Annotated in this window: 19 protein-coding genes; 9 read left to right on the forward strand and 10 right to left on the reverse strand. The window is 67.3% G+C overall.

What is annotated here, in order from left to right:
- Positions 1-5 precede the first annotated feature (5 nt).
- From ACFWUU_RS09080 to ACFWUU_RS09095, 4 genes are all read left to right on the forward strand, one after another.
- Positions 6-1790 (forward strand): acetyl/propionyl/methylcrotonyl-CoA carboxylase subunit alpha, encoded by a 1785-nt coding sequence (locus ACFWUU_RS09080; RefSeq protein ID WP_380174036.1) that lies wholly within the window; start codon positions 6-8, stop codon positions 1788-1790.
- Between the two features lie 245 nt (positions 1791-2035).
- Positions 2036-2695 carry an SMI1/KNR4 family protein gene (locus ACFWUU_RS09085; RefSeq protein WP_380174038.1) on the forward strand — a complete coding sequence of 220 codons (660 nt, stop codon included), beginning with the start codon at positions 2036-2038 and terminating at the stop codon, positions 2693-2695.
- Between the two features lie 54 nt (positions 2696-2749).
- Entirely contained in the window at positions 2750-3148 is a 399-nt protein-coding gene (locus ACFWUU_RS09090; protein WP_380174288.1) for a bleomycin resistance protein, read from the forward strand.
- A 206-nt stretch (positions 3149-3354) separates the two neighbouring features.
- The gene (locus ACFWUU_RS09095) at positions 3355-4215 is read left to right on the forward strand and encodes a peptidylprolyl isomerase (RefSeq protein WP_380174040.1); all 861 of its coding nucleotides are present in this window, start codon (positions 3355-3357) and stop codon (positions 4213-4215) included.
- A 60-nt stretch (positions 4216-4275) separates the two neighbouring features.
- Here the strand turns inward: ACFWUU_RS09095 and ACFWUU_RS09100 are convergent, their stop codons facing one another.
- From ACFWUU_RS09100 to ACFWUU_RS09110, 3 genes are all read right to left on the reverse strand, one after another.
- Positions 4276-5433 (reverse strand): glycoside hydrolase family 76 protein, encoded by a 1158-nt coding sequence (locus ACFWUU_RS09100; RefSeq protein WP_380174042.1) that lies wholly within the window; start codon positions 5431-5433, stop codon positions 4276-4278.
- 77 nt (positions 5434-5510) lie between these two features.
- On the reverse strand, positions 5511-6734 hold the full coding sequence (locus ACFWUU_RS09105; protein WP_380174044.1) for a SpoIID/LytB domain-containing protein: 1224 nt from the start codon (positions 6732-6734) through the stop codon (positions 5511-5513).
- The gene (locus ACFWUU_RS09110; RefSeq protein WP_380174046.1) at positions 6731-8110 is read right to left on the reverse strand and encodes an N-acetylmuramoyl-L-alanine amidase; all 1380 of its coding nucleotides are present in this window, start codon (positions 8108-8110) and stop codon (positions 6731-6733) included. The genes ACFWUU_RS09105 and ACFWUU_RS09110 overlap by 4 nt, the downstream gene beginning before the upstream one ends.
- 156 nt (positions 8111-8266) lie before the next feature.
- Between ACFWUU_RS09110 and ACFWUU_RS09115 the strand changes: the two genes are divergently transcribed.
- Positions 8267-9118: a hypothetical protein gene (locus ACFWUU_RS09115; RefSeq protein WP_170989580.1), complete on the forward strand. Its 852-nt coding sequence runs from the start codon at positions 8267-8269 to the stop codon at positions 9116-9118.
- A gap of 49 nt (positions 9119-9167) precedes the next feature.
- Here the strand turns inward: ACFWUU_RS09115 and ACFWUU_RS09120 are convergent, their stop codons facing one another.
- Both ACFWUU_RS09120 and ACFWUU_RS09125 read right to left on the reverse strand, forming a co-directional pair.
- Complete coding sequence (locus tag ACFWUU_RS09120; protein ID WP_380174048.1) at positions 9168-10067, reverse strand: hypothetical protein; 900 nt, start codon at positions 10065-10067, stop codon at positions 9168-9170.
- A 36-nt stretch (positions 10068-10103) separates the two neighbouring features.
- Positions 10104-14210 carry a S8 family serine peptidase gene (locus ACFWUU_RS09125; RefSeq protein ID WP_380174050.1) on the reverse strand — a complete coding sequence of 1369 codons (4107 nt, stop codon included), beginning with the start codon at positions 14208-14210 and terminating at the stop codon, positions 10104-10106.
- A gap of 266 nt (positions 14211-14476) precedes the next feature.
- On the opposite strand from ACFWUU_RS09125, the gene ACFWUU_RS09130 reads away from it, so the two are divergent.
- Both ACFWUU_RS09130 and hypB read left to right on the forward strand, forming a co-directional pair.
- The gene (locus tag ACFWUU_RS09130) at positions 14477-14806 is read left to right on the forward strand and encodes a hydrogenase maturation nickel metallochaperone HypA (protein ID WP_137252851.1); all 330 of its coding nucleotides are present in this window, start codon (positions 14477-14479) and stop codon (positions 14804-14806) included.
- 1 nt (position 14807) lies between these two features.
- Positions 14808-15599: a hydrogenase nickel incorporation protein HypB gene (gene hypB / locus ACFWUU_RS09135; RefSeq protein WP_380174052.1), complete on the forward strand. Its 792-nt coding sequence runs from the start codon at positions 14808-14810 to the stop codon at positions 15597-15599.
- Here the strand turns inward: hypB and hypE are convergent.
- The 5 genes from hypE to ACFWUU_RS09160 all read right to left on the reverse strand — a co-directional run bounded on the left by hypE (position 15568) and on the right by ACFWUU_RS09160 (position 20895).
- Positions 15568-16635 carry a hydrogenase expression/formation protein HypE gene (gene hypE, locus ACFWUU_RS09140; RefSeq protein WP_380174054.1) on the reverse strand — a complete coding sequence of 356 codons (1068 nt, stop codon included), beginning with the start codon at positions 16633-16635 and terminating at the stop codon, positions 15568-15570. The two genes, hypB and hypE, sit on opposite strands and share 32 nt — an antisense overlap.
- Positions 16628-17746, reverse strand: a complete 1119-nt coding sequence (gene hypD / locus ACFWUU_RS09145; protein WP_380174056.1) for a hydrogenase formation protein HypD — start codon at positions 17744-17746, stop codon at positions 16628-16630. Before hypD ends, hypE begins: the two co-directional genes overlap by 8 nt.
- Positions 17743-18057, reverse strand: coding sequence for a HypC/HybG/HupF family hydrogenase formation chaperone (locus tag ACFWUU_RS09150; RefSeq protein ID WP_137252848.1), 315 nt, complete (start codon positions 18055-18057; stop codon positions 17743-17745). Before ACFWUU_RS09150 ends, hypD begins: the two co-directional genes overlap by 4 nt.
- Positions 18058-18070: 13 nt before the next feature.
- Positions 18071-20347 (reverse strand): carbamoyltransferase HypF, encoded by a 2277-nt coding sequence (gene hypF / locus ACFWUU_RS09155; protein ID WP_380174058.1) that lies wholly within the window; start codon positions 20345-20347, stop codon positions 18071-18073.
- An 83-nt stretch (positions 20348-20430) separates the two neighbouring features.
- Complete coding sequence (locus tag ACFWUU_RS09160) at positions 20431-20895, reverse strand: helix-turn-helix transcriptional regulator (protein ID WP_137252846.1); 465 nt, start codon at positions 20893-20895, stop codon at positions 20431-20433.
- A 180-nt stretch (positions 20896-21075) separates the two neighbouring features.
- Here ACFWUU_RS09160 and ACFWUU_RS09165 point away from each other — a divergent pair, with 180 nt between their 5' ends.
- Together ACFWUU_RS09165 and ACFWUU_RS09170 are read left to right on the forward strand one after the other, a co-directional pair.
- Positions 21076-22149, forward strand: coding sequence for a hypothetical protein (locus ACFWUU_RS09165; RefSeq protein WP_202877556.1), 1074 nt, complete (start codon positions 21076-21078; stop codon positions 22147-22149).
- Between the two features lie 3 nt (positions 22150-22152).
- Positions 22153-23952, forward strand: a complete 1800-nt coding sequence (locus ACFWUU_RS09170) for a nickel-dependent hydrogenase large subunit (RefSeq protein ID WP_137252845.1) — start codon at positions 22153-22155, stop codon at positions 23950-23952.
- Position 23953 lies beyond the last annotated feature (1 nt).

Below are 23953 nucleotides of genomic sequence, written 5' to 3' on the forward strand. Positions count from 1 at the left end.
CAGCTGTGTCCGACAGCAAGCAGATCACCAAGGTGCTGGTGGCCAACCGGGGCGAGATCGCCGTCCGGGTCGTCCGGGCCGCCGCCGACGCCGGGCTGGGCAGCGTCGCGCTGTACGCCGACCAGGACCGCGACGCGCTGTTCGTTCGGCTCGCCGACGAGGCGTACGCGCTGGACGGGTCGACACCGGCCGACTCCTATCTGAACATCGCCAAGATCCTGGACGTCGCAGCGCGGTCGGGGGCGGACGCCGTCCATCCCGGGTATGGGTTCCTGGCCGAGAATGCTTCGTTTGCGCAGGCCGTTATCGATGCGGGGCTGATCTGGATCGGCCCGCCGCCGTCGGCGATCGACTCGCTCGGCGACAAGGTCAAGGCGCGGCACATCGCGGAGAAGGTCGGCGCGCCGCAGGTTCCCGGTACGCCGGATCCGGTCGCGGATGCTTCCGAGGTGGTTGCCTTCGCGGAGGAGTACGGGCTGCCGATCGCGATCAAGGCGGCGTACGGCGGTGGTGGTCGCGGGATGAAGGTCGCGCGGACGATGGAGGAGATCCCGGAGCTGTTCGAGTCGGCGACCCGGGAGGCCGTGTCGGCTTTCGGGCGGGGCGAGTGCTTCGTCGAGCGGTACCTGGACAAGCCGCGGCACGTCGAGACCCAGTGCCTGGCCGATGCCCACGGCAACGTTGTCGTGGTGTCGACGCGGGACTGCTCGCTGCAGCGCCGGTACCAGAAGTTGGTTGAAGAGGCGCCGGCGCCGTTCCTGTCCGATGAGCAGCTTTCGCTGCTTTATGACTCGTCGAAGAAGATTCTCCGCGAGGCCGGGTACGTCGGGGCGGGGACGTGCGAGTTCCTGGTCGGGCAGGACGGACTGATCTCGTTCCTCGAGGTGAACACGCGGCTGCAGGTCGAGCACCCGGTGTCGGAAGAGGTCACTGGGCTGGACCTGGTGCGGGAGATGTTCCGGATCGCCAATGGTGAAGAGCTTGGGTACGACGACCCGGTGGTGTCGGGGCACTCGATCGAGTTCCGGATCAATGCTGAGGACGGCGGGCGCGGGTTCCTGCCGGCGCCGGGGACGCTGACGCGGTGGCATGCGCCGTCGGGGCCTGGGGTGCGGCTCGACGGCGGGTATGACCAGGGCGAGACGGTGCCTGGGGCGTTCGACTCGCTGGTTGCGAAGCTGATCGTGAGCGGGCGGGATCGACAGCAGGCGCTGGAGCGGTCGCGGCGGGCGTTGCGTGAGTTCGTGGTCGAGGGGATGCCTACTGTCATCCCGTTCCACCAGGCTGTGGTGTCGGATCCGGCGTTTGTCGGGACTGACGGGTTCAAGGTGCACACGCGGTGGATCGAGACGGAGTACGACAACCAGCTCACGCCGTACGACGGCCCGGTCGCTGAGACGGTCGAGGAGGGTGAGCGCGAGAGGGTGACTGTTGAGGTCGGCGGCAAGCGCCTCGAGGTCGTACTGCCGGCTGGTCTGGGTGCTGTTGGTGGTGCTGCTGTCGCTTCTGCTGGCGCTGGCGCGAAGAAGAAGCCGTCCCGACGGGCCGGTGGTACGAAGAGCTCGGCGGCGTCCGGAGACTCCCTCACCTCCCCCATGCAGGGCACCATCGTCAAAATCGCCGTCGAAGAAGGCGCCACGGTCGCCGAGGGCGACCTGATCGTCGTCCTGGAGGCGATGAAGATGGAACAACCCCTCAACGCCCACAAGTCCGGCACCGTAACCGGCCTAACCGCCGAGGTAGGCGCCACCGTCTCCGCCGGCGCCCCCATCTGCGAAATCAAGGACTAGTAGGACACCACCCAAAGGACACCGCTTCGCGGCGGCTGATTTATTGGCCGCCTTCGGCGGCGGGCGGGTTGCGGTCGTGGGGACTGAGGCCGCGCGGACCAACGGGCTCGGGAATGGAGGCGACCGCGGCGGTCGTGCAGGTCGACCACGAAGCCGATCGCGCGGTGGCGGATCCGCCCGGAGGTGATGCGGCGGCGTTCTCCTCACACCGTACGGACCTGAAGCTCTGGCGTAGTGCGGAAGTTATGAATGATTCGGTGGCGCAGTCGTGGAGTTCGATCACCGGGTGGCTGGCGGAGAACCTGCCCCACGGGTTGGAGCACCTTCAACCGCCGGCGACCCCGGCCGAGATCTCCGGGCTTCGGGCTGCGATGGGGCGCCGGCTGCCGAGCGATCTGATTGCCTGGCTCGGGTTGAACAACGGGCTTGGGCGGCAGGCGAACTTCGGTCTGCTCATCCCGTTCCTCTACGTCCCGATGGGGATCGAGCAGATGCTGCGCGATCGCGAGATGCTGCGCGGGATTACGGCCAGGGTCTCGCCAGACCGGCCGCTCTCCAACGAGCGGGATCCCGCCGGCACCGACTCGTTCGACTGGCTCGACGCGTTCCTGCCGATCGGCGACGCGGGGACCGACTGCTTGCTGTTCGTCGACCTTCGTGAGGGTGAGCATCACGGATGCGTCGGCACGTTCGACAACGAGTCGGACGGGTTCTCCATCCCGGAGTGGTTCAGCATCACCGAGATGCTGGCCGATGTGGCCGACTCCCTCACCCTCGATCGGCCCGCGCTGCAGGATCACGGTCGCCGCTTGCATGCCGCCACGCCGTTTCCGACGCATCCGCCGATGGGATGGTCGCCGTACATCGACGACGGGCGCCTCCGGTGGAAGTCCGTCGAGGTCTGAAAGCATTGGCGCGTGAGTTCATCTGCTGAGCCATCGCTGGTGCCTGAACTCCTGGTGGGCGATGTGGCGAGGAGCCTTGAATTCTGGTGTGGGCTTTGCGGGTTCGCGGTGGAATACCAGCGCGAGGAGGAGGGGTTCGCGTACGTCGTACGTGGATCGGCGCACGTGATGCTCGAACAGGAAGGTGCCGGGCGGACCTGGGTCACCGGTCCGCTGGAGCGGCCGCTAGGACGCGGGATCAACTTCCAGATCAACGTGCCTGATCTCGCCCCGATCCTCTCCGCGCTCGCCGCCGCCGACTACCCGCTCTTCATGCAGCCGGAAACCAAGTGGTACCGCGTCACCCCTCACGAAGAAACCGGCGTCAACCAATTCCTCGTCGCCGACCCCGACGGCTACCTGATCCGCTTCCAGTCCTCGCTCGGCCACCGGTCGACAGTCGCTCCCACCTAGATCGCCGCGCTCGACTCAAGCACCTCAACGCCAGTCACGGTCGCCCCACCACACTCCGCGCCCCGCCGAAGGCGGCAACAGAACCGCCGCCGCGCAGCGGTGTCGGTTAGGGGGTGTCGATTTGGTGTTGTTTGTGGATTGACAGACAGTTCTCAGGTTTTCGCTGTAGGTTCCCGTGCAGGCATTCCGGTGAGGAGGGTTACTGCATGTCCAAGAAGACCCATCAGCAGCAGTTGGCGGCGCGGAAGGCGAAGCGGCTGGCCGAGCGGGAGATCGAGCGGCGGCGGCAGCGGCGGAATCTGGCGGTCACGATCGCTTCCGTGGCGACGGTGGTCGTGGTCATCGTCGGGGTCTTCGTGGTGTTCGGGGTGGGTGGTGACGACAAGCCGGCGGCTGCGTCGGGTGATCAGGCGTCGGCGGGGCCGGACAACAAGCCGGCGAGTATTCCGACCGCGATGGCGCCGGCGCCGAAGCGGGCGACGCCGCTGGCGGCCGAGGTGAACTGCACGTACAAGAAGAGCGCGGAGCCGGCCAGCAAGAAGGTGAATCCGCCGGCGGACGGGAAGACCAAGGCGTCGGGTACGTCGAAGGTCAGCCTGGACACGTCGATCGGGGATCTGCAGCTCACGCTGGACAGTGCGCTGGCGCCGTGCACGGTGAAGAACTTCCTGAGCCTGGTCGGGCAGAAGTACTTCGACAACACCAAGTGTCATCGGCTGACTGTTGGCGAGGGTCTGCAGGTGCTGCAGTGTGGGGATCCGACCGGGAGCGGGTCGGGTGGACCGGGGTACAGCTTCGCGGATGAGGTGTATCCGACGCTGAAGTACGGGCGTGGGGTGCTGGCGATGGCTAACTCCGGGGCCAATACGAACGGGAGTCAGTTCTTCATCGTGTACGGCGATGCGTCGGGGCTGACGCCGCAGTACACGGCGTTCGGGACGATCGACGAGGCGAGCGCGAAGCTGATCGACAAGGTGGCGGAGGCGGGGGTTACGCCGCAGAACGGGCCGCAGGACGGTACGCCGATCACGCCGGTCGAGATCAAGACAGCAACTGCTGCAGCTTAAGTAGAAGAACCGCGCCGCCCGTCTCCTGCAGGAGGCGGGCGGCGCGGTGTTTGTTAGCACTCAGGCGAGCAGGTGGTAGCGCGAGCGGGGCCAGGCGAGGAGGGCGTGGATTTGGGTTATGCCTGACTGCTGGAGGAGCTCGACTGGGCCTTCGTCGAAGTGGTAGAGGTTGGTGGCGGGGTCTCGGGTGGTGGTCCAGTTGTAGGTGGCGTAGGACTGCATTGCCTTGCGGTAGCGGGAGTCCGGGGAGACCGAGTCGAGGATCAACAGGTTCTTGAACCAGATCGAGTTGAACGCGGCGCCTTGTTTCGCGAGGATCTCGGGCGTGTTGTAGAACGCCAGCGACGCGGACGCGACCGACTTCGCATCTCGCAAGTACTTCGGGTTGCCGGTTGCCTTGAACAACAAAACCCCGGCGCCGAGCATTACGCCCTGGTTGTAGCTCCACTGGGTCTTCTCGACGTTGCCGGCCAGGTCGATGTGGTCCCAGTACAGGCCGTTCGGGGCGAGCATGCAGGTCTGCGCCCACGTGTACATCCGCTGCGCCCACGTCAGGTACGACTTGTCCCGCGTCAGCAGGTACAGATGCGCACCGAGCTCCGCGCCCGGTCCGTTCGACACCGTGTTGCGGTCCTGGCTCCACGGCGCCTGGGTCCAGAAAACACCGCCGGCGCACGGATGCGACGGATCCGTGTCCCAACCATGGACGACGAGCGCGAAGATGTCCTTCGCGCGGGCGAGTGCAGCGCGGTCACCAGTCCGCTTGTACCGCTGGATCAGGTTCAGCCCGATCCACTCGTTGTCGTCGTAGAACTTGTCCCCACCTTGGCCGTTCGGCGGCCGCACGTACGAGTCGTACCCGGTCGGCGTCGTACCGGCATTCCAGTAGAACTCGTACGCCGCGAGCCGCCGATCGGCCTCAGCCGAGCCCTCGTGCCCCGCGCCGGGCACCCCGGCCAGGTCCTCGGCCGCGATCGCCGCCTGCGAATACGGCCAGACGTACGAGTACGGATTGGACTGCGTGTTCGGGTACTCCTCCAGCAGCAATCCACCCTTGCCGGCATCGAAGTACTTGTTGATCGCGTCGTACGACGCCCGCGCTCGAGCTGCGTTCGGGTCGGCTCCCGCGTCGGCCGTGGTCATGCTCAGCGACCCGAGGACGGTGACCGCGAGTACTCCGGCGGCCAGACGAGTTGATATACCAAATTTCCTGCGCATCGACCTGCTCCTCCTGGGCGGTGGCGGTTGACATCGATGTCACGTTCTAACCGGCGCACGGACACGGCGTCAATGGCTCAGCGACCAGGCTCTTCGACAACAGCAGTTGGCATATCAAGTGGACGGGCCGGGAAGCTGATCCAGCCGGACTTCAGATGCAGCCGGATCCGGACCTGATCGGCCGTCAGCACCCGCTTCCCCTTCGACCCGACGGCCTCGACGGTCAGCGCCCGCCCGCCGCCCGGACCGACGCCACTGCGCTTCAGCACCCGCACGTACCGGATCGACCCGACCGCGAAGACCGACTGCATGTCCGCCGCCGACCGCGTCACGCTCCACGCCACGTTCGGGTTCCCGTTCTTCGGGTACGCGTCCCAGCCGTCCGCCTTCATCAGCTGGTACGGCACGTCCCCGGCCGCGGTCGCCCCGCCGTTCGACGACGAGAACTCGGCGATGATCGGCTTGCCCTTGTACAAGCGGATCTGCCCCGCGGTCGCCGCGATCGCGTTGTTCGTCGACGTCTCCTCCGAGTCGTACCCGCCGTACACCTGGCACGACGTCGTATCGCACAGGTCATATGCCTTCTTCGCAGCACGATCGCGATGGAAGACCGAATAGGTGCGCGCAGCAACAGCCTGCGCCTGCAGCGCGGCCGGCTTCCAACTCGACACCGCCTCCCGCGGTACGACGCCACGCAGGTAATACTCGAGCGGTACGACGTTCACCGTGTCCAGATGCGTACCGGACACATCGATCGCCCGCAGCGCGCCGCGATACCGCCGTACGGCGCCACTCGGCAGGACCAGCCCGATCACAGCCGGTCCCTCGAACTGCGCCATGCCCGTGAACGTCTTGTACAGCGTCCATTTCTTCGTCTTCGCGTCGTACGAGCTGAGCTTGGTCCCGTGCTCGCCGTTCGGGTCGATCGACCACTGGTTCCGGGTCGATGCCTTCGGCAACACATAGACCTTGCCAGTGGCGAAGGACCTGACGCTGAGCTTGTTGACCGCGCCCACACGCACCCCGTCGGTGGTGTCGGCGCTGACCCGGACCCGAATGCTGCCGGTCGCCTTCCCGACCGTCGTACCCGGGTAGTAGAAGTCCAGGATCTGCTTCACCGACTTCCCGGCCAGCGCGGCACCCTGCGCGCCGTACTGCGAAAGCCCGCGGCCGTGCCCGAATCCGCGGCCGTTGATCGTCGTGTCCGGAGCCGCTGCCGTCGGCACGACCTCGCGGGCCTGCGCGGTCGCGCTGATCACCGTGGACGACAGCACGACGGCAGCGATCACACGTTTCCTCATGAAGCTCTCCCGTACACAAGATGGACCTGACGTGTGCGGCGGTCCCACACGAGCCAGCCGCGCTGGAACTTCTGCCGGGAGCCGCCCAGCACGCGGTACGCCTCGGTGATCGGCAGCCCGAGCCGCGCGCTACCGGCGCCGAGCCGCCGGAAGCGGGTCCGGAAGGCGCCGGCCGTCGAATGTGTGCCGCTGGCAACGGAGTAGAAGACGTCGCGGGTGGCGAAGTACGTCGCATAGCCGGTGCGCGTCCGGTGCTCGCCCCAGAACGGCTGGCCGATGTTCCGGAACCCGAGCTTGCGCGCGTACTGGTAGATCGGCGTCGAGAAACTGCCACTCATCAACGTGTTGACCCGTTGCTTCAGCCAACCAAGTTTGTTGTACAGCTGCGTTCCGGGACACGCGGTCGCCTTGGTGTCGCGGTGTCCGGAGACGGTGTGCAGGCGACTGCCATCGAGCGTGATCGTTGCCAACGGCGACCGGTAGTTCGCGTCGAGCTTCCACGCGATCACGCGAGCCGTCGACTCCAGCATCGCGGCTGGTGGAGCAGCCTTTTCGAAGTTGCCGATCAGCGCGACGCCGAACGAGTTCGAGTTGAACGCGGCCGTGTGCGCGCCGAGCACCGGCAGCTGCGCACCGCCGTACCGGCCCTCGAAGACGCGGCCGAAGCGGTCGACGAGGAAGTTGTACCCGAGATCGCACCAGCCGCGGCTCTTCACGTGGTACGCGTACATCGCCCGCACCATCGCCGGGACCTGCGTACGCGTGTAGTCGTTGCGGTCCGCGGTGTGATGCACGAACGCCGCCAGCACGGTAGTCGTGTACTTCGGACGCGCGCACGCAGCCCCGTTGTGAGTCCGGAGCCGCTCGTCGGCACCCCACCGCTTCCGGCTCACCATCAACGGCATCGGGTACGGCGCTCGCGAGGCCGCCGGCTCGACCGATTGCGCGGACGGTTCATCGGCATCCGATGCAAGTACGCCCGGCTGGATCAGCACGACCTTGGCGCCGGCGATCGTCGTACCGGTGTCGGTGACCGCGCTGGCCTGGACGCCGGTGGCATTACCGACCCACAACGGTTCGGTGCCGCCGCGCTCAATTCCTTCAGGTACCAATGGATCTGGGCCGTGTTCGTCCTCGACCGATAACGATTCCCAGTCGGTCCACTGTCCGTCGCGTTCGACGCGGATCTTGGCCGTGACGTTGCGTGTGCCCTCCGGCCAGGTGACGGCGGCCATACCAAACGGTTTGGTACGGGCCTGAACAGTCGGGCCGTCGAGCGGGATCTCCTGGTAGGAAGCGTCGGAATCGTTGTGCTGCAGGGGTATCAGGGTGGCCGCGGTCAGCACGAGTGGGAGTAGTCGGGCAGTCCTGCGCATGAGCCAGCCTTCCGGCGGTGGTACGACGGGCGCTGGGCGGTGTCACCGATTATGCGCGGTCGGTCATCGTTTTCCGGGGATTGCGTCACCCTGCGTGGCGTGGGCGGCTTGAGGGATTCGATACGCTCTGTCCAAAGCCCCCGAGAGAGGCCCGACATGGAATTCATCCTGATCATCGCTGTCGTGGTGATCGCGGTTCTGGCGTACCGCTCGTACCGTCGGACCCAGCTGCAGAACAAGAAGCAGCACGAGATCACGGCCGCCGAGCTGGAGTCGGTGAAGCGCACTGCCGACGAAGACATCACTCGCTTCGGCGAGGAACTGCAGGACCTCGACCTGGAGATGGTCGGCAAGGACCTCGGCGACGGTGCCCGGCAGGACTACCAGCGCGCGCTCGACTCCTACGAGTCCGCGAAGCAGGCGATCGGCCAGGTCACCCAGGCCGACCAGATCAAGCACGTGGTCGAGATCCTCGAGGACGGCCGGTACGCCGCGGCGTGCGTCAAGGCCCGTGTGAACGACCAGCCGCTGCCGCAGCGGCGGCCGGCGTGTTTCTTCAACCCACAGCACGGCCCGTCCGTGGTCGACGTGATGTGGTCGCCGCCCGGTGGCGCGCCGCGTGAGGTGCCGGCCTGTGCGGCCGACGCCGAGCGGGTCCGCGTCGGCGCCGAGCCGGACGTCCGCAAGGTCATGGTCGGCCCGCAGCGCGTGCCGTACTGGGAGGCCGGTCCGGCCTACTCGCCGTACGCGCAGGGTCTGTTCGGCGGCGTCGGCGGTGTGCTGACCGGCATGTTCATCGGTACCGCACTCGGCGGCATGTTCGCCGGCGGCGGGTACGGCGACTACGCGGCCGGTTACGAGGACGGCCAGGCCGACGGCGGCGACGGCGGCGGAGATGGTGGCGACGGCGGAGGCGGCGACGGCGGGGACTTCGGCGGCGGAGACGGCGGCGGCTTCGACTTCGGCGGCGGAGACTTCGGCGGCGGGGACTTCGGCGGCGACTTCTGAACGAACAGAGCCCGGGCAACCACGAAGTTGCCCGGGCTCTGTCGTTGCCTTACTCGCCGAAGAGGGACGGGGTGCCCTCGGCGGTGTGGAGGTAGTAGACGGGGTCCTTGAAAGTGCCGGGGACCTTGCCCAGACCCTGGATGACGGTGGCGGCTCCGTTGGCGTGGCCAACGGCGTACAGGTACGCCGAACCGCTGTCCTTGTCGATTGCCGTGAGCAACGTGCTCTGGGTGCCGCACTTCTCCGCGACCAGGAAGTCGAAGTTCTGCCAGGTGGACGTGCGGACCTTCTTGACCGTGGGCGCCGCGGTGCCGGTCGGGATGTGGATCGTGTAGAGCGCGCCGCCGTTGGTGACCGCCAGGAAGGTGTCGTAGGTCAGCGTCTCGCTGATCAGCGTCATCGTCTTGACCGCCGAGTAGCCCGGGTAGCGGGTGACCTGCTTGTTCACGAACCGGTACAGCACGCCGTCGCCACGGAGCCGGTAGTCCGCGCCGCGCACGGTCTTGCCCCAGTAGAACGACGACTCGATCGCCTTGTAGCCCTGGTACCCGACGCCTTCGGACTTGAGGCTGCTCGTCGGCTTGCCGGTCGAGTCGTGGCCGTACTCGCCGTAGTACAGCGTGCCGTTCACGACGACCTCGCCGTACGTCGTGTCCTCGCCCGCGACGCCGATCGTGGTGGTCCAGGTCGACGCGATCTTCGAGAGCCCCGGACCGAACAGGTGCGGGCCGGCCCCGCGCGTCGACTTGATCGGCGACGACGCGGTGACGCCGGTGTTGGCGATGTCGCCGCCGGCCGTGATCGAACCTACGGACATGGTGCAGGCCGAGGCCGCCGCGGTGGAGTTCGCGGCGGCCGGAGCCGTGGTCATCGTTGCGGTGGCCAGGCCACCGAGCAGAGCTGCAGCCGCAACCGCGGCGGAGGCGCGTTTGGAGGTAAGTGTCTTCACACTCTCCTCGATACCGCCTCCGCCGCAGAAGTTGCGTTATCTGGTGATCTTGATCGGGACGGACAGCGCGGTCGGAGCCGAGGACGGGCCGAGCAGGAGCTCGCCGTTGTAGCTCTGGCCGGGTGTCATCGCCTTGTTGTAGTCGACGTGCAGGGTGACCGGCGTACCGGCAGCGACCGGGCCGGTCGGCAGCCCGCTGACGGTCAGGTCGTTGCCCTGGACCGCGTTGACGTTCAGAGTGAACGCCGGCGTACCGCTGACCGAGAAGCCGTGCACCCAGATCTGGTAGTTGCCGTCGGGCGGGTTGACCAGATCGACCGCTTCGTTGGCCGTACCACCGGCCGACGAGGCAACGATCTCGGACGGCGAGAACACGCCGTCGTTGTTGGCGTCCCGGACGACGTACAGGTCCAGGTCGTTGCTGTCGAGTGCCGTGCTGACGCTGAGCCGGGAGGCGTGCGACAGCGTGATGTTCTTCTTCACGCTCGACGTCGACGGATCGTCCGGGTTGTCCTGATGCGCCGTCTCCGTCGTCGTACTCGGCTGGCTCAATCCGAAGGCCTCCGCCTTCAGCCCGTCCAGCGGCACGCTCGAGTCGAACGTCACGTCGAACCCGCCGGTGTCACCGGTCGCCGTCTGCACCACCGAGGACGGCGTCACCGACGCACTCCCCAGCTGCACCTTGAACGGCGTGTTGAACTTGTCGCCCTGCCAGCTGACCTGGTGCAGTGCGAGCGCCTGCAGACCTTCCTGCGCCGGTGCGGTGACCACATCGGCCGGCCCACCGGTGGCGGTGTTGAACAGCCAGGCACCCGTTCGGACGTTGGTGTTCGGACTCTTCCCGACCGTGTCGATCGTGTACGGCGCGCCGTACACCGAATCCGGCTCGAGCTGGAAGTGGTTCACCGATCTACCCATGATCAGCGTGTCGAGGTCGGTGTACGGACCCGAATCCTCCCAGCTGGTGTTGGCCAGGAACTTCGTGCCCTCCGCCGGTGTCTTCGGGACGTCGAGATAGAAGAACCGCCAGTCACCGGACTCGGCCCGCCAGGTCCAGTCGTTCGCACCGAACACCGTGCCGTTGTTATACGTCAGGTTCCGTTGCGACTGAGCCACGTCGTCACCGCCGAAGTTGATCGCCCCGGTGATCTTGCCGCTCGCGTCCTGCGTCACCTTCGCGGCGACCGCCACGGACACCGGCACGACCATCGAGTCCGAGCCACGCTTCAGGACAACGGCACCGGAGTACATACCGTACGGCGCGTTGCTCGGCACCTTGATCGATGCGTTGAACGAACCGACGGCCGTGTGCGGCGTCGTGACCCACTTCCAGTCGGTGTTCTGGTACCAGTCGATCGAGACCTTGAAGTCGGTGACCGGGATCTTCGCGTTCGTCGCCGAGTGCTGCAGGCCGAGGAACAGGCCGTCGGCCATCCGCTTGGCGGGATCGGCGACGTACGACTGCAGTGCGTTGGAGCCGGCCCGGTGGTACATGAACCGGCTGTACTCGCCCTGCTCCATCTCCGACTTGGCGAAGTCCAGGTCGAGGAAGCCGTCGACGTTCGAGCTGGTCGTCTTGTCGGTGTGGTTGACGACGCCGTTGTGGTTCTTGTCCGTCCACAGCTTGCCGTCGTGGTTGACGTCGGTCCAGTTGTACGTGAGCAGCCGCCACGCCTGGTCCTCGGTGAGGTCGTTGTTACCGTCGAACTCGTTCCGCGGGTACTCGAGTTTGACCACCATCAGATCCGCGTTGCGATGCTGCTTGACCTGTTTCGTCAGGTCTATCAGGTAGTCCGGAGCATTGAAGTTGCCCGTACTCTCCTGACTCAGATCCTTGCTGCTGAAGGACAGCGTGTCGGAATCGGTGCGGACCAACTGCCGGTCGCTGACCTGCCAGGCGCCGCCGCCGTTGATGGTGAACTTCTGCGTGTCGGTGCCACCTGGCGAGATGATGTTCGCGAACACCGGGTACTCCGTACCGCGGTAGTCACCCACCCGCCATTCGGTCGGCGACACGGTCGCCCGCTGGCCGAGCGCACTGGCCACGGCCTTGCCCGCGTCGATCGAGCCGGAGCCCTGGACGTTGGCGTCGTACCCGAGGTCCTTCGCCGACGACTTCAGGATGTCCTGCGCGGTCGAGTAGAAGCCGGCCGGTACGGCGCCGTGGTGTGCCTTCTCGTACGCCTGGTAGACCAGCGCCGTCGCACCCGCGGCGACCGGGGTCGAGCGGCTCGTGCCGCCCCACGTGACCCACGCGTTCCGGCCGTCGAGGATCGTGTTCAGGGTCGCGTCACCTGGCGCATAGGCGCCGTCGGCAACTACATCGACGCCGTTGGTCGCGTTCGCGCCGAAGCCGCGGTTCGACCACACCATCACGTCGTTGTCGGTGATCTGACTGGTCCGCACGATCGAGTCCCAGCCGGTCCCGCCGAACTGCGTCGACGCCCCGACCTCGATCGCGGTGGACGGCGCGGCGGCGGTCGCCGTACCGAAGCCTGGCGCGCCGTTGCCGGTGGAGAACAGGGCCGTGGTCTTGAAGCCGTCGTGGATCACGTCGGCTTCCTGGCTCGCGGCATCCCAGCCGTCGTTGTCGGTGGTCGACTCGCCGTACGAGTTCGAGGTGACGTCGACGCCCTTGCGGGTGGACAGCAGGTACCCGAACTGGGTGGAGAAGTCGAAGCCCATGTAGATGTCACCGAACGGCGCCAGCTTGGCCTTCGGAGCGCCGCCGAGCACCGCACCGGCGTACTTGCCGCCGGGGAGGTCCTTGAACGTCGGCGCCTTCCCGTTGATCACCGCCTGGCCGACGATGTTCGACGCGGTCAGCGTGCCGTGGCCCTCGATCGCCGGGTCGAAGTCACCGGTCCATGCGACCAGCTGACCGGAGCCGTACGACGTGTCGTCGACGCCGAACATGTCCAGGCCGCCCGGGATCGGGGTCTTGCCGTCGGAGATGTAGTAGAGCAGGCCGCCGGACAGGTCGGTGTAGCCGTCACCGTTCATGTCGCGGTACGACGCCGGCGACGACTTGGTCACCGGCTTCTCGTCGGCGAACGAGTAGTCGTCGTCGAGGTCGACGTACACCGTGTCGTAGACGCCGGCGGTGTGCGGGTCGGTGATCAGGAAGCCCGGGCGCTCGCCGTACAGCTGCAGCAGGTGGTCGTCCGGGTGGCTGCCGAGCATGACCTTGCCGGACTTGCTCCACTTGGCCGGGAAGCTGTACGTGTGCTGCTTCGTGCCGGTCGGAGCGCTGAAGTTGCGGGACGGTCCGGTCTTCGTGGCGAAGTCGACCGAGCAGGTCTTGGCGGTCACAGTGCAGGTGGCCGCGGTGGTCGTGGTGTACCAGGACAGGCCCTGGTCGACCTGGTCGGGCGCGGACAGCCACTGCAGGGTGCCATAGGGATCGAAGGCCTTCGGCCAGCCGTTCCAACCGGCCTTGTCACCGGTCTGGCCGCTCCACGTCTGCCAGGTGTTGACCAGGTCCGGGTGACCCCAGTCGGTGCCGCCGTCGAGTACGCCGACGGTCACGCCCTGGCCGGCGAAGCCCGCGTTCCAGGCGCCGGTGAAGTTGTGCGACTTGGCGTCGAGGAGGTTCTGCTTGCGGAGCTTGTCGAAGTTCGAGCCCCGCAGCGGCGGAGCGTGGTCGTACGGCACGTCGTCGGACTTGACCTTGGCGAGCGCGGCCTTCAACTCGGCCGCGGTCGGCGCCTGGTGCAGGCTCGGATCGGGGTCGGACAACGGCTGGCCGGTCCGGGCCAGCTCGACCGGCTGCACGGAGACAACCCCTGGTACGGCGGCCAGCTTCGGCAGCGCCTGCACCGGGATCGATCCCATCACCAGCGCGGCGTCACCGGACTTCGCCACGTGGGCGTTGTCCAGTACCTGCTGGGCCTTGGCGGTGTCACCCTGCACGGTGGCGAACACGGCCACCGGCGCGGTGTCACCCTTCTTGACCTTCGCCTCGAGCTTCGGGTCGAGTTTCGAGGAGGAGGCGTCGGTCGCCGATTGCACCTGCATCGCACCCGGCCCCTGCCCCGGCGGCGAATGGTCCTGGGTCGCAGCGTGGACCGGTGCCGACATCGACGCGACGAGCAGACCGGTCAGGCCAACGAGCGCAGCAGAGTACCTCAGGCGTCGTCTCATACATTCCCCTCCGTACTGGAGCGGTCCCCCCGAGTCGACCGCGGGCTCAACAAACGGAGAGTAAGCCGCCGGTAGCCGCCGCGGTAGCGATTGGCACGGACGTCTTAGATGGTTGCCGCACACAACGGTAACTATTCGTGCCCAATGGATTCCCGGACCCGGATTCTTGCCGAAATCACGCGCCGCGGCCGGCTACTCTCGGTGGTCGCCAGGCGTGCAGGTTTTCCCGCAACTTTTCCATCCGGACCCGGAGTACCGTCGGGAAGATGCATGAGCTCGCCATCACGGAGAGCATCGTCGATGCGATCGTCGAGAAGATCGGCGACGGACCGGTGGCGGCGGTGCGACTCGAGATCGGCCGGCTGTCCGGGGTGGTGACCGATTCGATCCGGTTCTGCTTCGAGATCGTGGCGGGCGGGACCGGGTTGGAGGGCGCCCGGCTGGACATCGACGAGCCGCCGGGGCGGGCGTACTGTCGGGACTGCGGGCGGGAGTTCACGCTCGAGGATCCGATCATGCTGTGCGACTGCGGCAGCGCCGATCTCGACGTCCTGGCCGGCCGCGAACTGCGGATCATCTCGGTGGAGGTGCGTTGACATGTGCAGCACCTGTGGATGCGGTGGCGAGGACGGTACGACCCGCGTGACGCTGGTCGACGGGCACGAGCACCACCACGACCATCCACATCCACATCCACATCCACATCCACACGAGCACGAGCACGAGACCCGGACCGTGCTGCTGGAACAGGACATCCTGGCCAAGAACGACCTGCTCGCCGCGGCCACCAGGCACCGGCTGCTCGAGCACCGGATCACCGCGATCAACCTGATGAGCTCCCCCGGCTCCGGCAAGACCACGCTGCTCGAGCGCACCATCACCGACCTCGGCGACCGCCGCGAGACCCTGGTGATCGAAGGCGATCAGGAGACCTGGCTGGACGCCCAACGGATCCGCTCCACCGGTAGCAAGGTCGTTCAGATCAACACCGGAGCCGGCTGCCACCTGGACGCCGAGATGCTCGACCGCGGCCTGGCCGAACTCGCCCCGCCCGACGGCTCCCTGGTCTTCGTCGAGAACGTCGGCAACCTGGTCTGTCCGGCCCTCTTCGACCTCGGCGAGGCGGCGCGCGTGGTGATCATCTCGGTCACCGAGGGCGCGGACAAACCGGCGAAGTACCCGTACATGTTCCGCACCGCCGACCTCGTCCTGCTGAACAAGATCGACCTGCTCCCGTACGTCGACTTCGACGTCGACCTGTGTCTCGACCTGATCCACCGGGTCAAGCCGGACGTCGAGATGCTGCCCGTCTCCGCGACCCGCGGCGACGGCCTCGACGCATGGCACGAGTGGCTCGCTAACAGATCCGCGGCAACTGCTCTCCGATAGGCGTATCCACCACCCGGGTAGCGCCGAACGCCGTCCGGGTGACGACCATCCCCGGATGTGCCTCCACGCACTCGCCGATGATCGCCGCGTCCGCCCCGAGCGGATCCGCCTGCATGGCCGCGAGTACGGCGTCCGCGTCGTCGCGCGCCACGATCGCGAGCAGCTTGCCCTCGTTGGCGACGTACAGCGGATCGAGGCCGAGGAACGAGCAAGCGTTCGCAACAGTCTCCGGCACCGGTAGCGCACTCTCGGTCAGCTCGATGCCGACGCCGGCCGACTTGGCGATCTCGTTGAGCGAGGTCGCCACACCACCGCGGGTCGGATCGCGCAGTACGTGCAGATCCGGGCACACCGCGAGCATCGCCGCGACCAGGCCGTTGAGCGGCGCGCAGTCGCTGACGACCTCGGTGCCGAACGAGATGCCCTCCCGCACGCTCATGATCGCGATCCCGTGTACGCCGATCTGGCCGCTGACGATGACGACATCCCCGGGCTCGGCGCGCTGCGGGCGGATGTCAACGCCGGCCGGGACCAGCCCGACGCCGGCGGTGTTGATGTACACGCCGTCGCCGTGCCCCGCATCGACGACCTTGGTATCGCCGGTCGCGACCGTCACCCCGGCCTCCCGCGCCGCGTCCCCGAGATCCGCCGCGATCCGGCCGACCACCGACAGCTCGACGCCCTCCTCCAGGATGAACCCGCAGGACAGGTACGCCGCCTGCGCGCCGCTCATCGCGAGATCGTTGACCGTCCCGTTCACCGCGAGGTGCCCGATACTGCCGCCGGGAAAGAACAACGGCTGGACGACGAACGAGTCCGTCGAGAAGGCCAGCCGTGCGTCCCCGAGCGTGAACACCGCCGAGTCGGTCAGACCACCGAGCAGCGGGTTCGCGAACGCGGGCACGAAGAGGTGCTCGATCAGCTCGGCCGACATCTGTCCGCCGCCCCCGTGCCCCATCACGACGTTCGGGTGATCGCGCAACGGCAGCGGACAGGTCCAACCGTCGAAGTCAGGCGCCATGACCTGCTCAGCCACCGCTGGTCACCACCTCGACGGGCGTCTGGAGCCTGCGATACAGGTAGTACGCCGCACACGCGCCCTCGCTCGACACCATCGTGGCCCCGAGCGGGTTGCGCGGCGTACAGATCGTCCCGAAGGCCGAGCATTCGTGCGGCTTGATCAATCCCTGCAGGACCTCGCCGCTGCGGCACACGGTCGACTCCTCGGTCGCGATGTCGCGGACCTGGAAGCGGTACTCCGCGTCGTACTCGCGGTACCGCTCGGACAGCCGCCAGCCGCTCTGCGGGATCATCCCGATCCCCCGCCAGGCCCGGTCGGTGCTCTCGAAGACGTCGGCCAGCATCGCGATCGCGGCCGGGTTGCCCTCGTCGCGGACCGCGCGCCGGTACGCGTTCTCGACCACATGCTCGCCCTTCTCGAGCTGGGTGACCGTGCGCAGGATCCCGGCCAGGATGTCCAGCGGCTCGAACCCGGTGACGACGATCGGTACGCCGTACTTGTCGGCCAACGGCGGGTACTCCGTCGTACCCATCACGCTGCAGACGTGACCGGCGGCGAGGAAGCCCTGCACCCGGCAACTCGACGACTGCATGATCGCCTCGATCGCCGGCGGCACCCGGACGTGCGAGACGAGCAGGCTGAAGTTCGGGATGCCGAGCTTCTTGGCCTGGTAGACGGTCATCGCGTTCGGCGGCGCGGTGGTCTCGAAACCGATGCCGAAGAAGACGACCTGCTTGTCCGGGTTCTGCTGCGCGAGCCGGAGCGCGTCCAGCGGCGAGTAGACCACGCGGACGTCACCGCCCTGGCTCTTGATCCGGAACAGGTCGCGACCGCTGCCTGGCACCCGCAGCATGTCGCCGAACGAGCAGAAGATCACGTCGGGCTGAGCGGCGATCTCGAGCGCCTTGTCGATGATCTCCAGCGGCGTCACGCAGACCGGACAGCCGGGCCCGTGGATCATCTCGACACCGTCCGGCAGCAACTGGTCGATACCGTGCCGGACGATCGTGTGCGTCTGTCCGCCGCAGACCTCCATCATCGCCCACGGTTTCGTCGCGGTGGCGTGGATCTGGTCGACCAGCTTGCGGGCGAGCACCGGGTCGCTGAACTCTTCGAGGTACTTCATCGCTCGACCCCCCATTCCGTTCCGGGTGGTCGGCGCTCACCGGCCTGTCGCGCGGCCAGGCCCCACTGGTCGCCGAACTCCTCCTCGAGCGCACCGAGCTTGCGGTACAAAGCAAGCGACTGCATCGCGGACTCCTCGTCCAGGCGCTGCAGCGCGAAGCCGACATGCACGATGGTGTACTCACCCACCTGCAGATCCGGCAGGTACTCCAGACAGACCTCCTTCAGCACACCGCCGAAGTCAACCTGCCCCATCCGGGTACCGTCCTGCTCCCGGATCTCCACAACCTTCCCCGGTACGGCCAGACACATGATGTTCCCTCCCTTACCGGACCCGAGCCGCGACGGCCAGTTGCCCGAGGGCGAGCCCGGCGTCCGTCGGCGGTACCCGGCGATGCCGCAGTACGGCGAACCCGGCGTCGGTCAACGCCGAGGTAGTTGCTGACAGCAATATCTTGTTGACGAACACACCACCGGACAGCCCGACGGTGGTCAGTCCTTCGGCGGCGCGGATCCGTTCGGCCAGCGTCACCATCAGTCCGGCCAGGCCACGGTGGAAGCGAGCGCTGATCACACCCGGCGCCACCCCGGCCAGCACGTCCCGCACGACCGCGGCGAGCATCGGCGCCGGATCGATCTCCTCCCCCGTGACCTCGAACTCGTACGCGCCGAGTCCCTGCTCGGACGAGGCCAACCCCTCCAGCTCGATCGCGGCCTGTGCCTCGTAGCCCGCCCGGTGACACACCCCGGCCAGCGACGACACAGCATCGAACAACCTGCCCATGCTGGACGTCGGCGCGCACGCGATGTCCTTGTCCAGTTGGGTCCTGAGCAGGTCCAGCTCCGCGCCGTGACAGGCCCGCACCGACGGCAGGCGCGGATCCCAACGCAGACCCGCGGCGCGCAAATGCGACAAGGCCATCCGGCACGGATTGCGAACCCCGGCATCCCCGCCCGGCAGCGGCACGTACTTCAGATGCGCATACCGCTCGAACCCGTCGTATCCGGCCAGCAGCACCTCTCCGCCCCAGACCGCGCCGTCGTCGCCGTACCCGGTCCCGTCGAAGGCGAACCCGATGATCTCGCCCTGGTACCGATGCTCGGCCATGACGGACGCGAGATGCGCGTGATGATGCTGTACGCCGATCACCGGCCGCCCGGCTGCATTCAGCTGCGCCCATTGCCGCGAGCGGTACGACGGGTGCTTGTCCGTCACGAGCACCTCGGGCCGGACCCCGGTCAACTCCTCCAGGTGCCGCTCTGACCGCTCGAACGCCTGCAGCGTCGCGAGGTCGTCCATATCGCCGACATGGGCCGAGAGCCAGGCGTAGAGCCCGTCGCCGAGGCAGAACGTGTTCTTCAGATCTCCGCCGACCGCCAGCGCAGGCCGGACCGGGACGGGCAGGTCCACAGGGAACGGCGCGTAGCCGCGAGACCGCCGTACCGGCAGCTCGGTCCTGTCGACGATCCGTACGACGGAGTCGTCGCACGGCACGTGGATGGGACGGTCGTGACCGAGCCAGGCGTCGGCCAGACCGGCCAGCCGGGTCATCGCCTCGTCGTCGGCCGTCGCGATCGGCTCGCCGGACAGGTTGCCGCTCGTCATCACCAGCACACACGGACCGGGCTGGTCGAACAGCAGCTGATGCAGAGCCGTGTACGGCAGCATCACGCCCAGGTCAGGGTTGCCGGGGGCAACAGCTTCGGCGACGGCCGCGCCCGGACGGCGGCGGAGCAGCACGATCGGGTGCCGGCTGCCGGTGAGCAGCTCCTCCTCGTCGGCATCGACCGCGACGATCCGACGGGCCGCGTCGAGATCGGCGGCCATCACCGCGAACGGCTTGTCACCGCGGTCCTTGCGTTTGCGCAGGGTCGTCACCGCCGCCTGATCGGCGGCGTCGCAGACCAGGTGGAAGCCACCGATCCCCTTGACCGCCAGGATCGCGCCGTCGACCAGCAGCGCATGCGCCGCCGCCAATGCGTCCTCGTCGTACTCCGCCTCGAGGCCGGGCTGCACGAGCTGCAGTCGCGGGCCGCAGGCGGGACACGCGATCGGCTGCGCGTGGAACCTGCGGTCGGCGGGATCGGCGTACTCGCGGGCGCAGTCGGGGCACAACGGGAACCCAGACATCGTGGTCGCGGGGCGGTCGTAGGGCAGATCGGTGATGATCGTGAAGCGCGGACCGCAGTTGGTGCAGGTGATGAACGGATGCCGGTAGCGACGGTCGGACGGATCGGCGAACTCGGCCAGGCAGTCCGCGCAGGTCGCGACATCCGGCGACACCAGTGTGCGGCCCGGTCCCGCGGTGGAGTCGAGGATGGTGAACTCGGTACCGCCGACGGCCTGCAGCGACTCTGTGGTCACAGCCGAGACCACGGCCAGCGGGGGCGCCTCGGTCCGGATGCGATCGGCGAAGGCATTCACCGCGGCGACCGGTCCTTCGACGTCGGCGATCACACCGGCCGCGGTGTTGCCGACCTGGCCGGACAGGCCGAGCTCCCGGGCCAGCGCGTAGGCGAACGGACGGAACCCGACGCCCTGGACGACGCCGGTGACCTGCACGCGGCTGCGGACCCGTTCCGGTTCGTTCGTGATGCTCACCCCGGTGGGCGAAAAGAAATGGCGAATTCCGCGATCAACGGACAATTCGCACACTAAACCCGGCGCCGGTCCCAGGCCAGAGATCATGGACCGAAGATCTCGTGCACCCGGCGAAGATCCCGCATCCGCGGCTCGGTGTCACCGCGCAGCCACCGGCTGATGGTCCGCACCGACACCCCGATCCGCTGCGCGGCCGCCTCCTGGGACAGTCCCTGACCGCGCAGTACGCCGTTCAGCCAGTCGGCGAACGGCTCGGCCGCGGGCTGCACCCGGTGCATCCCGGCGCCGTGCAGGACCTCGACCTCGACGCCGTCGGGGAAGATCCGCACGGTCACGTCGAAGACCCCGTCCTTGCCGGCCGCGGCGAGCAACGCGGTGGTGATGGCCTGGTAGAGGGCCTGCCGCTCCTCGGTCTCGAGGGTGATCGGCTCGAGCGCCTCGCGGACGAACTGCTCGGCGTCCGGCAGCGATCCCGGCCGGGCCGGGAAGACCTGTGAGGCCACGACCACGGGCGAGACGAACACCTCGCGACCGGGATCGTCCTCCATGGCCTGAGAATATCGGCGGAAGAGCGGGAAAAAAGCCGCTCCGGATTGTCCTGGAATCACCGATTCCAGGATTTCCGGACACCGCCATTAATAGCTGACACAAGTGTCTGTCGGTCCGCTCGGGACAGAAGTACGGTCGAAAAAGATCGGCATTCTGAGCGTGACGGGAAGGGCGGGGTCGTGTCCACGACGCTGGAACCGGAGCAGGCCAAGCAGGAGACCGACGAGGGTGTCGTGCACATCCTCTGGATGAACGGTGGACTGAGCTGCGACGGCGACTCGGTCGCGCTGACCGCGGCCACCCAGCCCAGCATCGAGGAGATCGTCCTCGGCGCCCTGCCCGGGCTGCCGAAGATCGCGGTGCACTGGCCGCTGATCGACTTCGAGTGCGGCCCCGAGACCGGCGCGGACAACTTCATCGCCTGGTGGCACAAGGCCGACCGCGGTGAGCTCGAGCCGTTCGTACTGGTGGTCGAGGGCTCGATCCCCAACGAGGCCGTGCACGGCACCGACGGCTACTGGGCCGGTTTCGGCAACAACCCGGCCACCGGTCAGCCGATGAAGACGTCCGAGTGGCTGGACCGGCTGGCCCCGAAGGCCACCGCCGTGGTCGCCGTCGGCACCTGTGCGACGTACGGCGGAATCCACGCGATGGCCGGCAACCCCACCGGGGCCATGGGAGTGCCCGACTATCTCGGCTGGAGCTGGAAGTCCAAGGCCGGTCTGCCGATCGTCTGCGTGCCAGGTTGCCCGATCCACCCCGACAACCTGTCCGAGACGCTCGTCTACCTGCTGTACCAGGTGGCCGGCCAGGCTCCGATGATCCCGCTCGACGCCGAACTGCGGCCGCAGTGGCTGTTCGGCCGTACCGTGCACGAAGGGTGCGACCGGGCCGGGTACTACGAGCAGGGCGACTTCGCCAAGGAGTACGGCTCGCCGAAGTGCCTGGTGAAGCTGGGCTGCTGGGGCCCGGTGGTCAACTGCAACGTGCCGAAGCGCGGCTGGATCAACGGCGTCGGCGGCTGCCCGAACGTCGGCGGGATCTGTATCGCCTGCACGATGCCCGGATTCCCGGACAAGTTCATGCCGTTCATGGATGCGCCGCCCGGCAGCAAGGTGTCGACCACCGCAAGCATGGTGTACGGCACAGTGATCCGGCGGCTGCGCAAGTACACCCAGAACGCGAGCAACAAGGAACCCAAGTGGCGGACCAAGGGCTCCGATCTCAGCACCGGCTACGAGAAGGTGTGGTAGGCCATGACCGCCATCGACCCCAAAGTCAGGCCGACCGACTCCAAGAGCACCGACGTCGTCGAGATGGCGTGGGACCCGATCACCCGGATCGTCGGCAGCCTCGGCATCTACGCCAACGTGAACTTCAAGTCGAAGACCGTCGAGGAATGCCACAGCACCTCGTCGATCTTCCGCGGCTACAGCATCTTCATGAAGGGCAAGGACCCGCGCGACGCGCACTTCATCACCAGCCGGATCTGCGGGATCTGCGGTGACAACCACGCCACCTGCTCGGTCTACGCGCAGAACATGGCGTACGGCGTCGCGCCGCCGCACCTCGGCGAGTGGATCGTCAACCTCGGCGAGGCCGCGGAGTACATGTTCGACCACAACATCTTCCAGGAGAACCTGGTCGGGGTGGACTACTGCGAACGGATGGTCAAGGAGACCAACCCGGGCGTGCTCGAGCTGGCGAACCGGACCGAGGCGCCGCACGCCGGCGACCACGGCTACCGGACCATCGGCGACATCATGCGCTCGCTGAACCCGCTGGAGGGCGAGTTCTACCGCGAGGCACTGCACGTCAGCCGCTACACCCGCGAGATGTTCTGCCTGATGGAAGGACGCCACGTCCACCCGTCGACCCTCTACCCCGGCGGCGTCGGCACGGTAGCGACCATCCAGCTGTTCACCGACTACCTGACCCGGCTGATGCGCTACATCGAGTTCATGAAGAAGGTCGTACCGCTGCACGACGACCTGTTCGACTTCTTCTACGAGGCGCTGCCCGGCTACGAGCACGTCGGCGAGCGGCGGATCCTGCTCGGCTGCTGGGGCAGTCTGCAGGACCCGGCGCACTGCGACTTCACCTACCGCAACATGGAGGCCTGGGGCCGGAAGATGTTCGTCACCCCGGGCGTCATCGTCGACGGCAAGCTCGTCACCAACAGCCTGGTCGACATCAACCTCGGCCTGCGGATCCTGCTCGGCAGTTCGTACTACGAGGACTGGGCCGACGGCACGCACGAGAAGTTCGTCGACATCGACCCGCTCGGCAACCCGATCGACGTCCGGCACCCGTGGAACCAGCACACGCTGCCGAAGCCGCAGAAGCGCGACTTCTCCAACGCCTACAGCTGGACCATGTCGCCGCGCTGGTTCGACGGCAAGGACCACCTGGCCCTCGACACCGGCGGCGGCCCGATCGCCCGGCTCTGGTCGACGGCCCTGTCCGGATTGGTCAACACGGACTACGTGCAGGCGACCGGACACAGTGTGAAGATCCAGCTCCCGCGGACAGCCCTCAAGCCCGCGACGGAGTACGAGTGGAAGATCCCGCAGTGGAGCAACGCGCTCGAGCGGAACCGGGCCCGGACCTACTTCCAGGCGTACGCCGCCGCACTAGCGCTGCACTTCTGCGAGAAGGCGATGGCCGAGGTCAGGGCCGGCCGAACCGAGACCTGGACGCCGTTCAAGGTCCCGGACGAGGCGATCTCCTGCGGCTTCACCGAGGCCGTCCGCGGCGTGCTGTCCCATCACCTGGTGATCCGGGAGGGCAAGATCGCGAACTACCACCCGTACCCGCCGACCCCGTGGAACGGCAGCGTCCGGGACAGCTACGGCACTCCTGGTCCGTACGAGGACGCCGTACAGAACACCCCGATCTTCGAGGAGAACCCACCGGAACGGTTCAAGGGCATCGACATCATGCGCGCGGTCCGCAGCTTCGATCCCTGTCTGCCGTGCGGCGTGCACATGTTCGTCGGCAACGGGCAGGAGAAGACGCACCTGCACTCGCCGTCCATCGCCGTCAAGCCTTACTGAC

The sequence above is a fragment of the Kribbella sp. NPDC058693 genome (assembly GCF_042715335.1).
GTDB lineage: Bacteria > Actinomycetota > Actinomycetes > Propionibacteriales > Kribbellaceae > Kribbella > Kribbella jiaozuonensis.

What these genes read in the sequence shown, in the direction of transcription:
- ACFWUU_RS09085 (WP_380174038.1), top strand. Translation starts at nt 2,036, where the DNA reads ATGAATGATTCGGTGGCGCAGTCGTGGAGTTCGATCACCGGGTGGCTG.
- ACFWUU_RS09095 (WP_380174040.1), top strand. Translation starts at nt 3,355, where the DNA reads ATGTCCAAGAAGACCCATCAGCAGCAGTTGGCGGCGCGGAAGGCGAAG.
- ACFWUU_RS09100 (WP_380174042.1), bottom strand. Translation starts at nt 5,433, where the DNA reads ATGCGCAGGAAATTTGGTATATCAACTCGTCTGGCCGCCGGAGTACTC.
- ACFWUU_RS09105 (WP_380174044.1), bottom strand. Translation starts at nt 6,734, where the DNA reads ATGAGGAAACGTGTGATCGCTGCCGTCGTGCTGTCGTCCACGGTGATC.
- ACFWUU_RS09110 (WP_380174046.1), bottom strand. Translation starts at nt 8,110, where the DNA reads ATGCGCAGGACTGCCCGACTACTCCCACTCGTGCTGACCGCGGCCACC.
- ACFWUU_RS09115 (WP_170989580.1), top strand. Translation starts at nt 8,267, where the DNA reads ATGGAATTCATCCTGATCATCGCTGTCGTGGTGATCGCGGTTCTGGCG.
- ACFWUU_RS09125 (WP_380174050.1), bottom strand. Translation starts at nt 14,210, where the DNA reads ATGAGACGACGCCTGAGGTACTCTGCTGCGCTCGTTGGCCTGACCGGT.
- ACFWUU_RS09130 (WP_137252851.1), top strand. Translation starts at nt 14,477, where the DNA reads ATGCATGAGCTCGCCATCACGGAGAGCATCGTCGATGCGATCGTCGAG.
- hypB (WP_380174052.1), top strand. Translation starts at nt 14,808, where the DNA reads ATGTGCAGCACCTGTGGATGCGGTGGCGAGGACGGTACGACCCGCGTG.
- hypD (WP_380174056.1), bottom strand. Translation starts at nt 17,746, where the DNA reads ATGAAGTACCTCGAAGAGTTCAGCGACCCGGTGCTCGCCCGCAAGCTG.
- ACFWUU_RS09150 (WP_137252848.1), bottom strand. Translation starts at nt 18,057, where the DNA reads ATGTGTCTGGCCGTACCGGGGAAGGTTGTGGAGATCCGGGAGCAGGAC.
- ACFWUU_RS09160 (WP_137252846.1), bottom strand. Translation starts at nt 20,895, where the DNA reads ATGGAGGACGATCCCGGTCGCGAGGTGTTCGTCTCGCCCGTGGTCGTG.
- ACFWUU_RS09170 (WP_137252845.1), top strand. Translation starts at nt 22,153, where the DNA reads ATGACCGCCATCGACCCCAAAGTCAGGCCGACCGACTCCAAGAGCACC.